Here is a 15,329-nt window from a genome sequence, read left to right on the forward strand (position 1 = left end):
TAGGTTATTTTCCTTCCTCGTTAAAGTCTGAAGAATTTTTAATCTGCGAAAAGCTTCCTAAGATAAATTGTAAGTTTCTGATCTCTTCATTTATTCCTATTAGTTTAGTGTTAATTCCAAAAATGGAGTTTGAAAGTAGCGGACTTACATTCATTATTTTGGTGTTTTTAAGAAGAATACTATGTTCAACCATACAATTAATGAGTGATGAATCATCTTGAATTGAAATATAAGGACCTATTTTTGCGTTTTTTAAAATGCAGTTATTTCCAATCAAAACAGGGCCTTCTATTGTGCAATTTTCAAGTATGGTGTTTGATCCAACTTGCACTTTATCTCCCAGCATTTTCGAAAGCACCCATTCGTTGGCGGCCAGCCATCTTCCAATTGTTCCTACATCTGAAAAAGGTTCTTTTGTAATAGAATATGAAATGGAATAATCATGATTGATCATCCACTGAATGGCATCAGTAATTTCATATTCTCCTCTTTTGGAAAGGGATATATTGCGGATAGCATCAAAAATAGATCCATCGAATATATACATCCCGATTACAGCAAGATTACTTTTAGGATGCTTTGGTTTTTCTTCCAAACTAATAACTTGGTGATTTTTGATTTCAGCAATCCCAAAATCACTTCCATTTTTTACTTCTGTTAGAAGGATTGCTCCGTTATTACCTTTAAATGCTTGAATAAGAGTTTCAAGGGGCTCGAGAATGATATTATCTCCGAGCATTAATATAAAAGAATCATTGCTAATAAATGATTCCGCCTGGCTAAGTGCATGTGCGAGTCCCAATTGCTCTGTTTGATAAATATATTGAATCTTTAATTCTTTATGGAAAAAGGAAATATAGTTAATAATTTCCTTTTGTCCGGGATTCATTACAATACCAATTTCAGTTATTCCAGCTTTTTTCATCTTTATGATGCAATCATTAAGTATTGGCTGATTTGCAACAGGTAAAAGAGTTTTTGGTACACTAGAAGAAAAAGGCTGCATGCGTGTCCCTTTACCTGCACAAAGTATGACTCCCTTCATAATATTTCTCCTTTCTGGGTTAAAAATCTGGCATACCAACTCCTGCATAATGGTAGCCCAACTTCTTCATGTCAGATGCATTAAGGACATTTCTGCCATCGAATACAAATGGGGAAGAAATAATACTAATAGCGGTTTTCCAATCAATCTCAATAATTTCTTTCCATTCCGTTAGTATAAGGACAGCATCAGCCTCATTTAATGCTTCCATAGGATTGGATGTATAAATAATAGAAGGATAAATTTTTTTGACATGTTCTGTACCTTGAGGATCGTATGCAGTAATAAAGGCATTATTTTGCAGGAGATAATCGATCATTTTTAGGGAGGGAGCTTCTCTAATATCGTCTGTGTTAGGTTTGAATGTTAAGCCTAATATAGCAATACGTTTTCCTGAGAGTGTACCTAATGCCTTCTTTATTTTTTCCAAAAACCAATCTGTTTGTGTTTGGTTTACATGTGTGACAGCTTGAAGTATATTCAAGGTGATATTATTTTCGGATGCCAATGCCATTAATGCGCTGATATCCTTCGGAAAACATGACCCTCCATAGCCTATTCCCGCCTGGAGAAACTGAGTACCAATCCTGCTATCCATCCCCATACCTTTTGCTACTTCGCCTACATTTGCTCCAATTCTTTCACAAAATCTTGCCAGTTCATTTATAAAGGAAATTTTTGTAGCTAAAAATGCGTTTGAAGCGTATTTAATCATTTCTGCATTTATTGGGGTTGTAAAAAGTATTTCGGAGCTGACATTGTTATACAATTGCTTCATCATTTTTTGTGCTTTCCTTGTTTCACAGCCAATCACAATTCGTTCAGGATGCAAGGCATCGTATAATGCCTTTCCCTCTCTTAGAAATTCGGGATTCGAAATCAGGTCGAAAGGTATCTTCAAATTTCGTTTTGTTAGTTCATTTATGATTATATTTTTTATTTTTGCACTAGTTCCTACAGGGACGGTACTCTTCATAACAATTACTTTGTATTCGTTCATTAAATTTCCAATTGCCCTTGCCACTTCTTCTACATAGGACAAATCAGCTTGTCCGCCCAATAATGATGGAGTACCTACTGTAATGAAAAGGATGGAACATTGATCAATACATTCATCCAATCGGGTTGTGAAAGAAAGTTTTCCAGTTACTGTGAGTTTTTTTAACAACTCTTCTATATCTTCTTCATAGAAGGGAAGGCTTGCAGTTTTAAGTTGTTCTATTTTTTCCTCATCATGGTCAATGGCAAAAACAGTATGTCCACTCAATGCTAAAGCGACGCTTGTTGTAGTTCCCACATAGCCCGTCCCGATTACTGCTATGTTCATTCGTTTGACCTCCTTACCATATTTTTCAAATAAATCCTTATGATTAATGTAGTTTATGAGATGAATCAAGGATTTGAAACAGTTAAAAACCTAATCTACTGAAAGTTTTACTTTAAAGTGGGTGAGTTTTTTTATTACTTCCGCATATGGCCCTTTCATTACTTGTACGATTTCATATCATAAAATAAGTCTATTTGAGGAATCTGTAACAATCAAACTAAAAAAATGGTCTCGCTTTAGCGGACTTCAAAGGAGGGTTATTTTGAAGGAGATAGTAATTCTTCCATGGGAAGAAAGGGAAGATATTAAAGTCTTTGTACCCGATTATGTTAATGCATTAGCAAAAGAGGTTATTAAAAATTATAGTTTTCAGGTTAATAGCATGGAGGTTATAGCAACTAAGGCTGAACAAGGCGGAGCTATTTGGAAAATTTCCACCAGTAAGGGGCCCAAAAGTTTAAAACTGTTACACCGAAGGCCGACCAGAAGTTTATTCAGCCTTGGGGCACAAAGATACTTGGTTGATGTTAAAGGTGCAAGAGTGCCAGCAATCGTCAAAACAAAACATGGACAAGATTTTATTGAAGCTGGCGGAAAAGTATGGTTTGTTGCTGAATGGATTGAACCACTGACCCCGATATCAAAGGATTTGGAAGGAACAAAGCAGCTTTGTTACACTCTTGGTCAATTTCATGCTCAAACTAGGGGCTATGTCCCACCAGATGGGGCTGAAATTGCTTCAAGATTGTATAAATGGCCAAGGAAGTATGAAAAAATGATTACCAAAATGGATTGGTTCAAAAATTTATCCCAAGCCTATAATCACATGCCAGCAAGTTCAACTATATTGAATGTAATCGATAAATTTCAAGATCAAGCCAAAACAAGTCTAAATAGACTGAATCAATCTAAATATTTAGACTTAATAAAAAAAGGAAATAAAGAATGGGGCCTTGCTCATCAAGATTATGGATGGTCCAATTCACAAATGGGACGTAATGGAATGTGGATTATCGACCTGGATGGTGTCGCCTATGACCTTCCCATTCGGGATTTGAGAAAGTTGATTACTGGTAAAATGGCAGAATTATATAAATGGGATGTAACATGGGTTCGTGAAATGATTTTGGCTTATCACAAAGCAAATCCAATATCCCCTGAACTATATGAAGTATTAATGATTGATTTATCTTTGCCCAATGAATTTTACAGATTTATGAAAGACATTGTGAAGGAACCGGAATTATTCCTAAATCCAGTAACAGCAGAAGTAATTACAGCTCTTATCGAGACGGAACAATCCAAATGGCCTGTCTTAAAAGCGATTCAAAATGATTGGAGGAAATAGGAAAATATGAAAATATTAATGGTTTGTACAGAAAAACTTCCTGTTCCCCCAGTATTAGGAGGAGCAATCCAAACATATATTTCAGGGATATTGCCATATTTAAGTAAGCTCCATGATATTACTGTATTGGGGATCAATGATGCAGCTTTGCCGGAAACTGAAACGAAAAATGGAATCCATTATGTTCGTGTACCAGGGAAAATTTTTGAAATCTATCGTGAAGGGGTTGTTCGCTATATTCAAAACAATCACTTCGATCTGATCCACATATTTAATCGCCCACGACTTGTTCTGCCCGTCCGGCAAGTTGCTCCTCAGTCCAGAATTACCTTAAGCATGCATAATGATATGTTCAATTTGGAAAAAATTGATCCGTCAGAAGCAAATGCCGTTGTACAAGAAGTATCAAAAATTGTAACTGTGAGTAATTATGTCGGAAATGTCATCCGCAACCTTTATCCACAAGCATCGACAAAACTCCAAACCATCTATTCCGGAGTGGATACGGAACGATTTCTACCTGGCAGACATTCCAAAATGTATAAAACTAGGAATTCGATTCGAAAAGAACATGGATTAGAGAACAAGACGGTCATTTTATTTGCGGGAAGACTTTCAGCCAACAAAGGAGTCGACAGATTAGTCAGAGCCTTACCATTGCTTTCTAAAAAATATAAAGATTTGGCTTTAGTCATCGTCGGAAGTAATTGGTTTAGCCAAAATGAGATAACCGATTATGTAGCCTATGTTAGAGCATTAGCGGCAACACAGTCAGTACCTGTTATGACAACAGGCTTTGTTAGTCCATATGATATCCAAAACTGGTTTGCAGCGGCTGATTTATTTGTCTGTACCTCAATTTGGCAGGAACCTCTGGCAAGAGTTCATTATGAAGCAATGGCAGCAGGTCTCCCAATCGTTACAACGGCAAGGGGAGGAAATCCTGAAGTTATTCTTCCAAAGGAAAATGGATTAATAGTGGAAAATCCGGAGGATCCAGAGAATTTTTACAAAAAAATAACCGAAATATTATCTGACAAATATATGATGAAAAAAATGGGGGAAAAAGGAAGAGAACTTGCTGAATCCAAATACCAATGGACGAGAGTAGCAGACGAGGTACTTGAAGTATGGAAGCAATCTGAAAATGCCGAAATTCAAATTTCAGAAAAGGAAAGCATGATAACAGAAGATGGAGTCGAGAATGCCGGAATAGAAGTCGAATCCAAAATAGATAATGCCACAGACAGTAAAGATTCTAAAAAAGATAAAGACAAAAACAGTAAAGATCACAAAAAACATAATAGGAAAAATCGATCACATCGATCACATCGATCACATCGATCACATCGATCACATCGATAAAACGGAGTAGATTATTCAACCTTAAATATATGTGAAATGGCTTGGAGGATACCTCCGAGCCATTTTATAAGAATATTCATATTATATAACATACAAAAACACACTAAAGAAATGCGCAAGGCTGCCCAGCAATATGAAAATATGAAAAATTTCATGAAAGCCTAAATACTTAAACTCCAAAAACTTCGGCTTCGCCCCATAGATGACACCTCCAATAGTATAGAAGATGCCGCCTAACACCAATAAAAATAAACCCCAAGGATTTAAACTGCCGGCAAGCGGCGAAAAAACAAACACAATCATCCAGCCCATCGCGATATAGAGTGCCGTCGAAATCCAGCGGGGACAATTAAACCAAACCATTTTAAAAACTACTCCACTTATCGCTACTGCAGAAATAATCGAAAAAAGAATCGCACCGGTTTTTCCGTTCAAACTAATGAAGCAAAAAGGCGTATATGTTCCTGCAATCAAGACAAAAATCATTGAATGATCAAGCCGCCTTAAAAAGGCAATCACTTTATCTCTGGCGATAACCATGTGGTAAGTAGCCGAGGCGGAATAAAGCAAAATCATACTTACACCAAAAATGATAACAGCAGCAATGGTCATTGGTGATGGAGATGACATGGATGCTTTGATAACCATCGCGAGCAGCCCCACAAAGGATAAAAGAGCCCCTGCTAAATGGGTGAGTCCATTGATTGGTTCCCGAATGTAATTGTTCATTTGAATGCCTCCTATCGTAACATGTAGTTTTAATAACTACATATAATGATACTAGTGTGTTATCATCTAGTCAATGCTTATTTCATAAGGTATAATGAAAAATATCAAGCATGAGAACGGGGTAATTAAAATCATGGAAAATATCCATCAACTTATTGAACAGCTTGGCCTAGAAGCGAGTCTGACTTTGGAGGAAATTCCTAATATCGATTTATACATGGACCAAGTCATTCAGTTATTTGAAAATAAATTTGCTGAATCAAAGCGGAATGACGAAGAAAAGGTTCTTACTAAAACGATGATAAATAACTATGCGAAGGGAAAGCTGATTTTTCCAATAAAAAATAAAAAATATTCAAAAGAACATCTCATCTTAATCAGTCTGATTTATCAGCTAAAAGGGGCTTTATCAATCAATGATATTAAAATATTGCTTGATGGCGTCAATAAAAAAATTATCAAAGAGGAAATCAATTTAGACTCCTTTTACAATAGTTATTTAAATCTAACCAGCAAAAATGTCGGGGACTTTAAAATGGATTTACAGGATCGAGAGTCAGAAGTAAAAGATGCGATGGACGATGTTGCCCCGTACCTAGAGCAGGTACTCATGATTTCCTCGCTTGTTCATATGAGTAATTTATATAGAAAAGCTGCCGAAAAGCTAATTGACCAAATTCCAATTGAAAAAGAAGAAAAGCGTCAACGATAGGTTTTGACGCTTTTTGTACTGGAGTTTTCAATCTTAATATCTTGGATACCTTGACCCACATCAATGGATTTAGGAGAGGAATTTTCTATCTCCACGTCACAAATCCGAACACTCTCCGCCCGATTTTCTCCTCCCAATACTTTAATGCCTGCTCCTGCTGTTTTAAAATCCTTAATCAAAATGTTTTTCAAAACTACATTTCTAGCACGATATTGGATCGCCATGACTGGGTTTCCTTTGTAGTCATAATACGGGTCGCCAATCAAGGTAAACTGATTAATGACGACATTTTTATATGCGGAAACAACCAAGCCTCGCGGTGTGGAATCCTTATATAAATCGGAAAAAATCGGAGCGATACATAATAGATTTGCAGCCATGATATTAAAGGCCGTTTTTGATTCAGCATCCGTGCTTTTGTGATGACCGATATGGCGAAAATTATAGGAGCGGTTATCATTCACTGAAATATGTCCAACAATTTGGATATTAGCTGCTGCGGATGAATTTTCATGAGCCTTTATTTCCACTCCGCCAAAGCAGCGGGCAGTAGAATTATTGACGAGCAAGACATTCCGTGAGCCGTCATCAATTTCAATCCCGTTTGAATTTGAGAAGCCCTTTTGATGGGCCCTTCCGCTTGGGTCGCACATATGTGAGTTCGAGATGAAAATATTATCACTATGATGGGTGGTAATGCCGTCATCGCCAAATCCATAGCCATTTAAATGATCAAGCCACACATACATGCTGCCGCCCCGGGCACGAAAACCATCCCCTGCATAATTGTACAAGGTAGAGGAAATGTCAAAACAATGAAGACCTGGATTGATTGCCTCTACATCCTTTACCCAGCCATACGTTACATTTGCGTATGTTAAACAGCTTGAATGATTACCCCAAGTACTCGTTTTTGGACTGTCGCCAAGTCTCTCCACATTCCAGTCCAAGCTCAATGACCCAACGAAAAGATGGTGGTTTCCTCGCCAATGATTGGCGTTAGTAATAAGCCTTGTTCCTTTAGGAGCATCGTCATGCAGCTTAATTGTAGTCACACCTTTTCCAGCACCCTCCAGAATGGTCCAAGACGGCAGGCGGATCCCCTTGGTAACATAAATTCCCTTTGGGATCATTACTTTTACAGAGCCCATTCCTAATGCTTTTTGAAAAGCCGCAGTACAATCTGTCAAACCATCCCCAATTGCACCATAATCAATGATATTTACTTCTTTAATGGCTCTATTTTGTAATTTAGTGAATTCATTGTTTAATAAATCTATCCATTCTGGATAAACCATTCCTTGAGAATCCACATTCATTATGGGTGGAATGCTAAGCTTAGACCTTTTTGAAAAAAGCCGGAAAAACATTTCTGATAAAGAAACGCGTTTCTTAACAACTTTTGGAGCAGAAAATTCCTTTTGATGGAACTGCTTAAAGAGAGCTGCAGTTTCCTGAACAACCATAGAAGGATTATTCGCAAGGCTAGCTAGTATCGCAGCATTTTGATTCGGATCATAGTTTTTAGATAAATCAAGCATTGTTCTCACTCCGTTATTACATTGTTGACTGCCCTTTCGGCAATGGTATTGGTGCAAATTCTAGCTGCAATTTGTTTCCATCGTTGTATTTTTAATCATTTTTTTAATAAATATAATGGTTATTATCTTGCTGTACTTGATTTTAAAAAATATAAGCGAACCGGTCACAAAGGGGTTAACCAATATTAGTGTATAAAATAAAACTTTTGAATCCAAGGAGGGGGATAAATTTTAAGAAAAGAAAAATACTAACAAATGTTCGGAGGTGAAATTTTTCATGGAAGAGAAGGATTTTGAAAAAATTTATGAACAGTATAAACATCAAGGTAAGCAGCAAGCCCAATTGGAAGCAGGTCAAGGTAATAATAACGGAAAAGAAGAGTTCGTCGCTGTAAGGAAAAACGACGATGGCGATATTATTGCTTTTAAGACAAACACAGGGCGGGAGCTGGATTATATCACTGCTCTGGATGAAGCAAAAGCTGGCAAGCTTGCTCATGTTGATGTCTTTCATAAATATGGAAGGGACATCATTCGCAGCGAACCTGATGGTATCAAAGAAAATAATTTAGATCGATTACCGGGATTTTAACAATAAATCGCTGAGTGGCCTTGTAGCTGCTCAGTTTTTTTCTGACTTGAAGGATAATACCATTTTTTGGTGAATATATACACCAATGAAGGTAGGGGAGATACGTATGTACTGGATTACTAGATTGGCAGTTTTAATGCTCGTTTTAACAATGCTATCCTCCTGTATTCGGACGATGGGTTGTCCAGATGGAGCAATCGAATGGGTAGACCTCCTAATGATAAATAATATGAAATATCAGCACCATTTTCCTGAACCAGCAGATGAGGAGATCCACCTGCAAATTGAAAAGGGAAAGCCATTAGGAGAGATAAAATTTAAAATGGCGGATAAAGCCTGCAGTGATCATAAAATGAAAAATGGTGATGCTGCTTATGTTGAAGAAGGAACCACTATTTATGCTGTAAAAGGATACCCCGCGTCTCTTATGGTGGTAGCTAATGACAAAGTATATATTGCTGAGGAAAATAAGTCAGCTAAAACATTAGGGGATTTATATCCCATTAACAATCTTGTGAAAAATATCTATATTGAAAGTACGGAGGACGGTAGAAGAATACATACATTTTCTCCGGAGGTAAAGGAACTATTTTTAAATGAATGGCTGAAATTAAAAATAGAGGATTATAACGTATTACAACAAAAGAATGCTTTTGTGGGGGAACCGGCATTTTTAGAAATAGAATTAAACAATGGCGTTTCATTTAGGCATCTGTATTGGCCTAACTCAAATGCTTTTGGTCAAAATTCCCTGGGGAACAAGACACTTCAAGAATTGATGATGCATGAGCTTGCATCTGCAGGGAATTAAAAAAGAGCTTGGAGATCCAAGCTCTTTACTTATGCGCAAGTTCATATTCACTAATTTTTTCTTCGTAGCTTAAGGTTACGCCAATTTCATCCCAGCCGTTAAGCAGCATTTGTTTTGGGTAGGGAGCAATATCGAATTTAATTTCATAGCCTTCGTTGTCATATACAACTTGGTCTTCTAAATTAACAATTAAGGTATAACCTTCAGTTTGTGCCTTTTTCATAACGGTTTGGACTTGTTCTTCACTTGCTTGAATCGCAAGAATGCCGTTTTTCACGCAGTTATTTTTAAAAATATCGGCGTAACTTGGAGCAATGATGACCTTAAAGCCGAAATCCTGAACAGCCCAAGGAGCATGCTCGCGAGAAGAGCCGCAACCAAAATTTTCTCCTGCAACTAAAATGGAAGCACCTTGGTATTGCGCGGCATTCAGAGGAAAATCCTCGCGTAAATTTCCATCATCATCAAAGCGCCAGTGATAGAACAGGAATTGGCCAAAACCGCTGCGCTCAATCCGTTTCAAAAACTGCTTCGGGATAATTTGGTCTGTATCAATATTGGTTCTGTTTAAAGGACAAACAAGGCCTTGATGAATTCGTAATGGTTCCATTTTTTATCCAACCTCCTGAGCAGTAAATTGACGGACGTCAACAAAATGTCCAGCAACCGCGGCAGCAGCTGCCATTTCTGGACTGACGAGATGAGTACGAGCTCCGTTACCTTGACGGCCTTCAAAATTGCGGTTAGAAGTAGAAGCACATCGTCCGCCAGGAGGCACAATATCGTCATTCATCGCTAAGCACATGCTGCAGCCAGCTTCACGCCACTCAAATCCTGCTTCTTTAAAGACTTCATCAATACCTTCTTTTTCTGCAGCAAGCTTAATGCTGAAAGAACCTGGAACAACAATGGCTTTAACGTTAGGGTTAACCTTGCGGCCGCGGATAACTTCAGCTGCATTGCGCAAGTCGCTTAAGCGTGAATTTGTACACGAGCCGATGAAGACATGGTCAATTTGAACACTTGAAATGGACTGGCCAGCTTCAAGACCCATATACTGCAGGGCACGGGTAATTTCATCTTTTTCACTTGGTTTGTCTGTTTCATCTGGGCTAGGAACATTCGCAGTGATTGGGATACACATTCCTGGGTTTGTTCCCCATGTTACCTGCGGTTCTACTTCCGCCGCTTCAATTTCAACGACAGCATCATAAGCGGCGCCTTCGTCGGTTGCTAATGCTTTCCAGCGGGCGACCGCTTTTTCAAATTCCTCACCTTGAGGAGCATGACGTCTGCCTCTTAAGTATTCAAAAGTGGTTTCATCCGGTGTGATAAGTCCTGCTCTTGCGCCAGCCTCGATTGACATATTACAGACAGTCATCCGTTCTTCCATTGACAGGGCACGGATTGCTTCGCCAGTGTACTCCATTACATAGCCAGTTCCAAACTGTACGCCAAACTTTCCAATGATCGCAAGGATTAAATCCTTTGCTGTAACGCCTGTCCCAAGTTTTCCATTTACTTTTACATTAAGGGTCTTCGGTGGTGCCTGCCAAAGTGTTTGCGTCGCAAGGACGTGTTCCACTTCACTTGTGCCGATACCAAATGCTAGTGCTCCGAATGCCCCGTGAGTAGAGGTATGGCTGTCACCGCAGACAATTGTTTTTCCAGGTTGAGTAAGTCCCAGCTCAGGACCGATGACATGGACAATTCCGTTGTCTGGATGATGAATATCAGCGAGCGGCACCCCAAAATCCTGACAGTTTTGCTGAAGGGTATCGATTTGCTTTTTCGAAATGGGGTCGTTGATAGTAAGACGCTGACGGGTTGGAACGTTATGATCCATCGTCGCAAACGTTAGGTCTGGGCGGCGCACTTTCCGGCCGTTCATTCGTAAGCCCTCGAATGCCTGAGGAGAGGTTACTTCATGAACGAGATGCAAATCAATATAAAGCAAATCCGGCTTTCCTTCTTCTTGATATACAACATGCTGTTCCCAAATTTTTTGGATAATATTTTTTGGTGTTTGCATAGCTTCCTTCCTCACATTAATAGATTTTAATTCTAGAAGGAAACCGCCAGCTCATTATCGAGAGCCTGGCGGTTTCCGTAAATGCTTCTTAAACGTAACAGCTCATGATACATTTTGAAGGACTTTGAGATTTGATATAATCTACAACCAATCGGGTCATTTCAGCAGTTCCTACTTTGCGTCCTTCAGCAATTTGCAGGTCGGCTGTATGGAAGCCAGCATCAAGTACGGATTGAACCGCGTCCTCAATCATCTTCGCCTCGTCATCAAGCTTGAATGAATACCTAAGCATTAAGGCAGCAGATAGAATCATAGCAACTGGGTTAGCAATACCCTTTCCAGCAATGTCCGGTGCAGATCCATGAACAGGTTCGTATAGGCCAACCCCAGACTCATTCAAGCTGGCTGAAGGGAGCATGCCTAGCGAACCAGTCAATACAGAAGCCTCATCACTAAGGATGTCGCCAAACATATTCTCAGTCACAACAACATCGAAATACGAAGGATTTGTAATCAGCTTCATTGCTGCCGCATCCACTAGAACATGTTCAACGGCAACGTCAGGATACTGAACCTTTTTCTCTTCAACAATTTCCCGCCATAGCTTGCTGGATTCTAGCACGTTTGCTTTATCTACAGAAGTAAGGCGGCCGCGGCGGCCTTGAGCTGCTTGAAACGCTTTGTCTACTATTCTTTCAATCTCTTTGCGGGTATAGGCAAGAGTATCAACCACTGTCTGACCATTGTCACGACGCTCACTTGGAGTTCCAAAGTAAATGCCGCCAGTTAATTCACGTACGATAAGGAGGTCGCTTCCTGAAACTACTTCTTCCTTTAATGGTGAAGCATGAAGCAGGTTTTTAAAGCCTTTGATCGGACGAAGGTTTGCATATAAATCCAGTGCCTTTCGGATACCAAGCAAGCCTCTTTCTGGACGCAGGTGCGAAGGGTTGTTATCCCATTTTGGTCCCCCTACAGCACCAAGTAAAACCGCGTCGGCTAGCTTACAGGCATCAACGGTTGATTCTGGAAGGGGAGTGCCGTAAAGGTCAATGGCTGCTCCTCCGATTTCATGGGTTTCGAAGCTAAAAGAGTGGTTATATTCTTCAGCAATTGCATTTAATACATCTTTCGCAGATTCAATAACTTCCTTGCCGATACCATCACCGGGAAGTAAGACAATTTGTTTTTTCATTAGAAGCAACCTCCTCATTTTTTTGGTTTATGATGGGCGCCTGCTATTAGGCGCCAAGTTTTTTATAGTGCTGCTGGTTCTTTGATAAAAGCTTTTTGGTTAAAAAATACACGATTGACAGCGTTCAAGAATGCTTTTGCGGAAGCTTCGAGCACATCCTGCGCGGAGCCGCGGCCGCTGACATTCGTTCCGTTCACAGTCATTTTTACATGGACTTCTGCGAGAGCATCGCGTCCGCGTCCAACTGAGCTTAAATTAAAATCAGTCAAATGAATTTCTTCCTTAACCAAAGCCTCTAAAGTGTTAAATAAGGCCTCTACACTTCCGCTTCCTGTACGGGCAGTCTCTGCACGGATACCTTCTGGAGTCGTAAGGGCAACCGTTGCAGTAGGAAGGTTTGCTGATGCGTACTGGACTTGGAATGCGACAAGCTCATATTTTTTCACATCGATCGCTGCTGTTTGGATATCCATTAAAATTGTAAATAAATCCTCATCTGTTACTTCTTTTTTCCTGTCTGTTAATTGCTTAAAGGATTTAAAAGCATCGTTAAGCTTTTCTTGTGATAATTCAAAGCCCAGCTGCTCGATTTTATCTTTAAAAGCATGGCGGCCGGAATGCTTTCCAAGAACAAGGTCGTTGGATCCAACTCCAACCATTGAAGGTGTAATAATTTCATAAGTTAATGCATTTTTTAAGACGCCATCTTGGTGGATGCCGGATTCGTGCGCGAAGGCATTTTTTCCAACAACAGCCTTATTAGGAGGGACCTTCATCCCGGTAAAGCGGCTCACCAAGTCACTGGTTCGTTTGATTTCTTTTAAAACTAGATTAGTAGTGAAAGGATATTTATCCTTACGAATATTTAAAGCAACAGCAATTTCCTCTAAAGAAGCATTACCTGCACGTTCACCAATACCATTAATAGTACCTTCTACCTGGGTAACGCCATTTTCAATCGCTGCAAGTGAGTTGGCAACGGCCATCCCTAAGTCATCGTGACAATGGCATGATAAGGCTGCCTTATGAATATTTGGAACGTTTTCCCTCACGTAACGAAACATACGGCCATATTCTTCAGGTGTCGTGTAACCAACTGTATCAGGAAGATTAATGACAGTTGCGCCGGCATCAATGACTTTCGTAATAATTCGGACAAGAAAATCAAGATCTGACCGGGAAGCATCTTCAGCTGACCATTCAATTTGCGGAAATCTTTGTCTAGCGTATGAGACCATATCCACAGCTGTCTGGACAACTTCATCCTCAGTTTTCATTAATTTATATTTCATATGGATAGGGGAGGTAGCAATGAAAACATGTAATCTTGGTTCGGCTGCATCTTTTAAGGCATCCCACGCAATGTCAATGTCCGATTTTGTTGCACGGGCCAAGCCAGTCACAGAAGAGTTTTTAATTGCTCTGGCAATGGCTCTTACGGCTTCGAAATCGCCTTGAGAGGAAGCCGGAAAGCCGGCCTCCATAATATCAACGCCAAACCGCTCAAGCTGTCTGGCGATTTCTAATTTTTCAAGCTGGTTTAAATTTACACCAGGAGATTGTTCGCCATCGCGTAAGGTTGTATCAAAGATGTTAACGTGAACCATTTACCACCACTTCTTTCTTTTGGTTTACTGGTTTTTTAATAAATGGCATTAAGGCACGAAGTTCACGACCGACTACCTCGATTTGATGATTGTTTTCGCTGCGGTTAATTGCATTGAATTGTGGACGGTTTGCTTGGTTTTCAAGGATCCATCCTTTTGCAAATGCACCTGTTTGAATATCTTTTAATACTTCTTTCATGCGGGCCTTTGTATCTTCGTTAACAACGCGTGGTCCGGAAACGAAATCGCCCCACTGAGCAGTATCTGAGATAGAGTAGCGCATATTTTCTAATCCACCTTCGTATAAAAGGTCAACGATTAATTTTAATTCATGTAAGCACTCGAAGTAAGCTACTTCTGGCTGATAACCAGCTTCTACAAGCGTTTCGAAGCCTGCTTTGATTAGGGCAGTAGTACCGCCGCAAAGAACAGCCTGCTCTCCGAATAGATCTGTTTCTGTTTCTTCTTGGAATGAAGTTTCTAATACACCTGCACGAGCAGAGCCAATACCTTTTGCATAGGCAAGGGCAAGTTCACGTGCTTGACCTGTGTAATCCTGGTAAACTGCATAAAGGGCAGGGACGCCGGCACCTTCAGTATACGTACGACGTACTAAGTGTCCTGGACCTTTTGGTGCAACTAGGAATACGTCAACATCTGCAGGTGGTACGATTTGTGTAAAATGAACGTTAAAGCCATGAGCAAAAACTAAAGCATTTCCGGCTTCAAGATTTGGTTTGATGCTTTCTTCATAAACTTTTGGCTGCATTTCGTCTGGAAGAAGAACCATTACTACGTCTGCTTGACGAGCCGCTTCTGCAACTGAAGTTACTTCTACACCATCTTCAACAGCTTTATCCCAAGATTTCCCGCCGCGTAAGCCAACAACTACATCAAAGCCGCTTTCCTTTAAGTTAAGAGCATGGGCATGACCTTGTGAGCCATAACCGATTACCGCGATTTTCTTTCCTTGTAAAACTGCCTCTTGAATATCACCGTTATATAGTACTTTTGCCATTATGAAT

General features: G+C 39.7%; 14 protein-coding genes. 5 read left to right on the forward strand and 9 right to left on the reverse strand.

Annotation, left to right across the window (positions count from 1 at the left end):
- Positions 1 to 4: 4 nt before the first annotated feature.
- Both LC455_RS07340 and LC455_RS07345 read right to left on the reverse strand, forming a co-directional pair.
- On the reverse strand, positions 5 to 1,045 hold the full coding sequence (locus tag LC455_RS07340; protein ID WP_223589455.1) for a sugar phosphate nucleotidyltransferase: 1,041 nt from the start codon (positions 1,043 to 1,045) through the stop codon (positions 5 to 7).
- A 19-nt stretch (positions 1,046 to 1,064) separates the two neighbouring features.
- Entirely contained in the window at positions 1,065 to 2,372 is a 1,308-nt protein-coding gene (locus LC455_RS07345; RefSeq protein WP_223589457.1) for a UDP-glucose dehydrogenase family protein, read from the reverse strand.
- Between the two features lie 262 nt (positions 2,373 to 2,634).
- Here LC455_RS07345 and LC455_RS07350 point away from each other — a divergent pair, with 262 nt between their 5' ends.
- The gene (locus LC455_RS07350) at positions 2,635 to 3,720 is read left to right on the forward strand and encodes a CotS family spore coat protein (protein ID WP_223589459.1); all 1,086 of its coding nucleotides are present in this window, start codon (positions 2,635 to 2,637) and stop codon (positions 3,718 to 3,720) included.
- A 6-nt stretch (positions 3,721 to 3,726) separates the two neighbouring features.
- Positions 3,727 to 5,085: a glycosyltransferase family 4 protein gene (locus LC455_RS07355; protein WP_223589461.1), complete on the forward strand. Its 1,359-nt coding sequence runs from the start codon at positions 3,727 to 3,729 to the stop codon at positions 5,083 to 5,085.
- An 81-nt stretch (positions 5,086 to 5,166) separates the two neighbouring features.
- Here LC455_RS07355 and trhA read toward each other — a convergent pair whose 3' ends face one another.
- Complete coding sequence (gene trhA / locus LC455_RS07360) at positions 5,167 to 5,814, reverse strand: PAQR family membrane homeostasis protein TrhA (RefSeq protein WP_223589463.1); 648 nt, start codon at positions 5,812 to 5,814, stop codon at positions 5,167 to 5,169.
- A 133-nt stretch (positions 5,815 to 5,947) separates the two neighbouring features.
- Here trhA and LC455_RS07365 point away from each other — a divergent pair, with 133 nt between their 5' ends.
- Positions 5,948 to 6,526 carry a DUF1836 domain-containing protein gene (locus tag LC455_RS07365; protein WP_223589465.1) on the forward strand — a complete coding sequence of 193 codons (579 nt, stop codon included), beginning with the start codon at positions 5,948 to 5,950 and terminating at the stop codon, positions 6,524 to 6,526.
- On the opposite strand, the gene LC455_RS07370 is transcribed toward LC455_RS07365, so the two are convergent.
- Entirely contained in the window at positions 6,517 to 8,067 is a 1,551-nt protein-coding gene (locus LC455_RS07370) for a glycoside hydrolase family 55 protein (RefSeq protein ID WP_223589467.1), read from the reverse strand. The genes LC455_RS07365 and LC455_RS07370 overlap by 10 nt on opposite strands.
- Positions 8,068 to 8,344: 277 nt before the next feature.
- On the opposite strand from LC455_RS07370, the gene LC455_RS07375 reads away from it, so the two are divergent.
- Positions 8,345 to 8,659: a DUF3892 domain-containing protein gene (locus tag LC455_RS07375; protein ID WP_223589469.1), complete on the forward strand. Its 315-nt coding sequence runs from the start codon at positions 8,345 to 8,347 to the stop codon at positions 8,657 to 8,659.
- A gap of 106 nt (positions 8,660 to 8,765) precedes the next feature.
- Positions 8,766 to 9,470: a hypothetical protein gene (locus LC455_RS07380; RefSeq protein ID WP_223589471.1), complete on the forward strand. Its 705-nt coding sequence runs from the start codon at positions 8,766 to 8,768 to the stop codon at positions 9,468 to 9,470.
- Between the two features lie 25 nt (positions 9,471 to 9,495).
- On the opposite strand, the gene leuD is transcribed toward LC455_RS07380, so the two are convergent.
- The 5 genes from leuD to ilvC all read right to left on the reverse strand — a co-directional run bounded on the left by leuD (position 9,496) and on the right by ilvC (position 15,322).
- Entirely contained in the window at positions 9,496 to 10,080 is a 585-nt protein-coding gene (gene leuD / locus LC455_RS07385) for a 3-isopropylmalate dehydratase small subunit (protein WP_223589472.1), read from the reverse strand.
- A 3-nt stretch (positions 10,081 to 10,083) separates the two neighbouring features.
- Positions 10,084 to 11,502 carry a 3-isopropylmalate dehydratase large subunit gene (gene leuC / locus LC455_RS07390; protein ID WP_223589474.1) on the reverse strand — a complete coding sequence of 473 codons (1,419 nt, stop codon included), beginning with the start codon at positions 11,500 to 11,502 and terminating at the stop codon, positions 10,084 to 10,086.
- Between the two features lie 88 nt (positions 11,503 to 11,590).
- On the reverse strand, positions 11,591 to 12,697 hold the full coding sequence (gene leuB / locus LC455_RS07395; RefSeq protein ID WP_223589476.1) for a 3-isopropylmalate dehydrogenase: 1,107 nt from the start codon (positions 12,695 to 12,697) through the stop codon (positions 11,591 to 11,593).
- A gap of 62 nt (positions 12,698 to 12,759) precedes the next feature.
- Positions 12,760 to 14,304, reverse strand: a complete 1,545-nt coding sequence (locus LC455_RS07400; RefSeq protein WP_223589478.1) for a 2-isopropylmalate synthase — start codon at positions 14,302 to 14,304, stop codon at positions 12,760 to 12,762.
- Positions 14,291 to 15,322, reverse strand: coding sequence for a ketol-acid reductoisomerase (gene ilvC / locus LC455_RS07405; RefSeq protein WP_223589480.1), 1,032 nt, complete (start codon positions 15,320 to 15,322; stop codon positions 14,291 to 14,293). Before ilvC ends, LC455_RS07400 begins: the two co-directional genes overlap by 14 nt.
- Between the last annotated feature and the right edge of the window lie 7 nt (positions 15,323 to 15,329).

This window comes from Neobacillus bataviensis, from assembly GCF_019969725.1.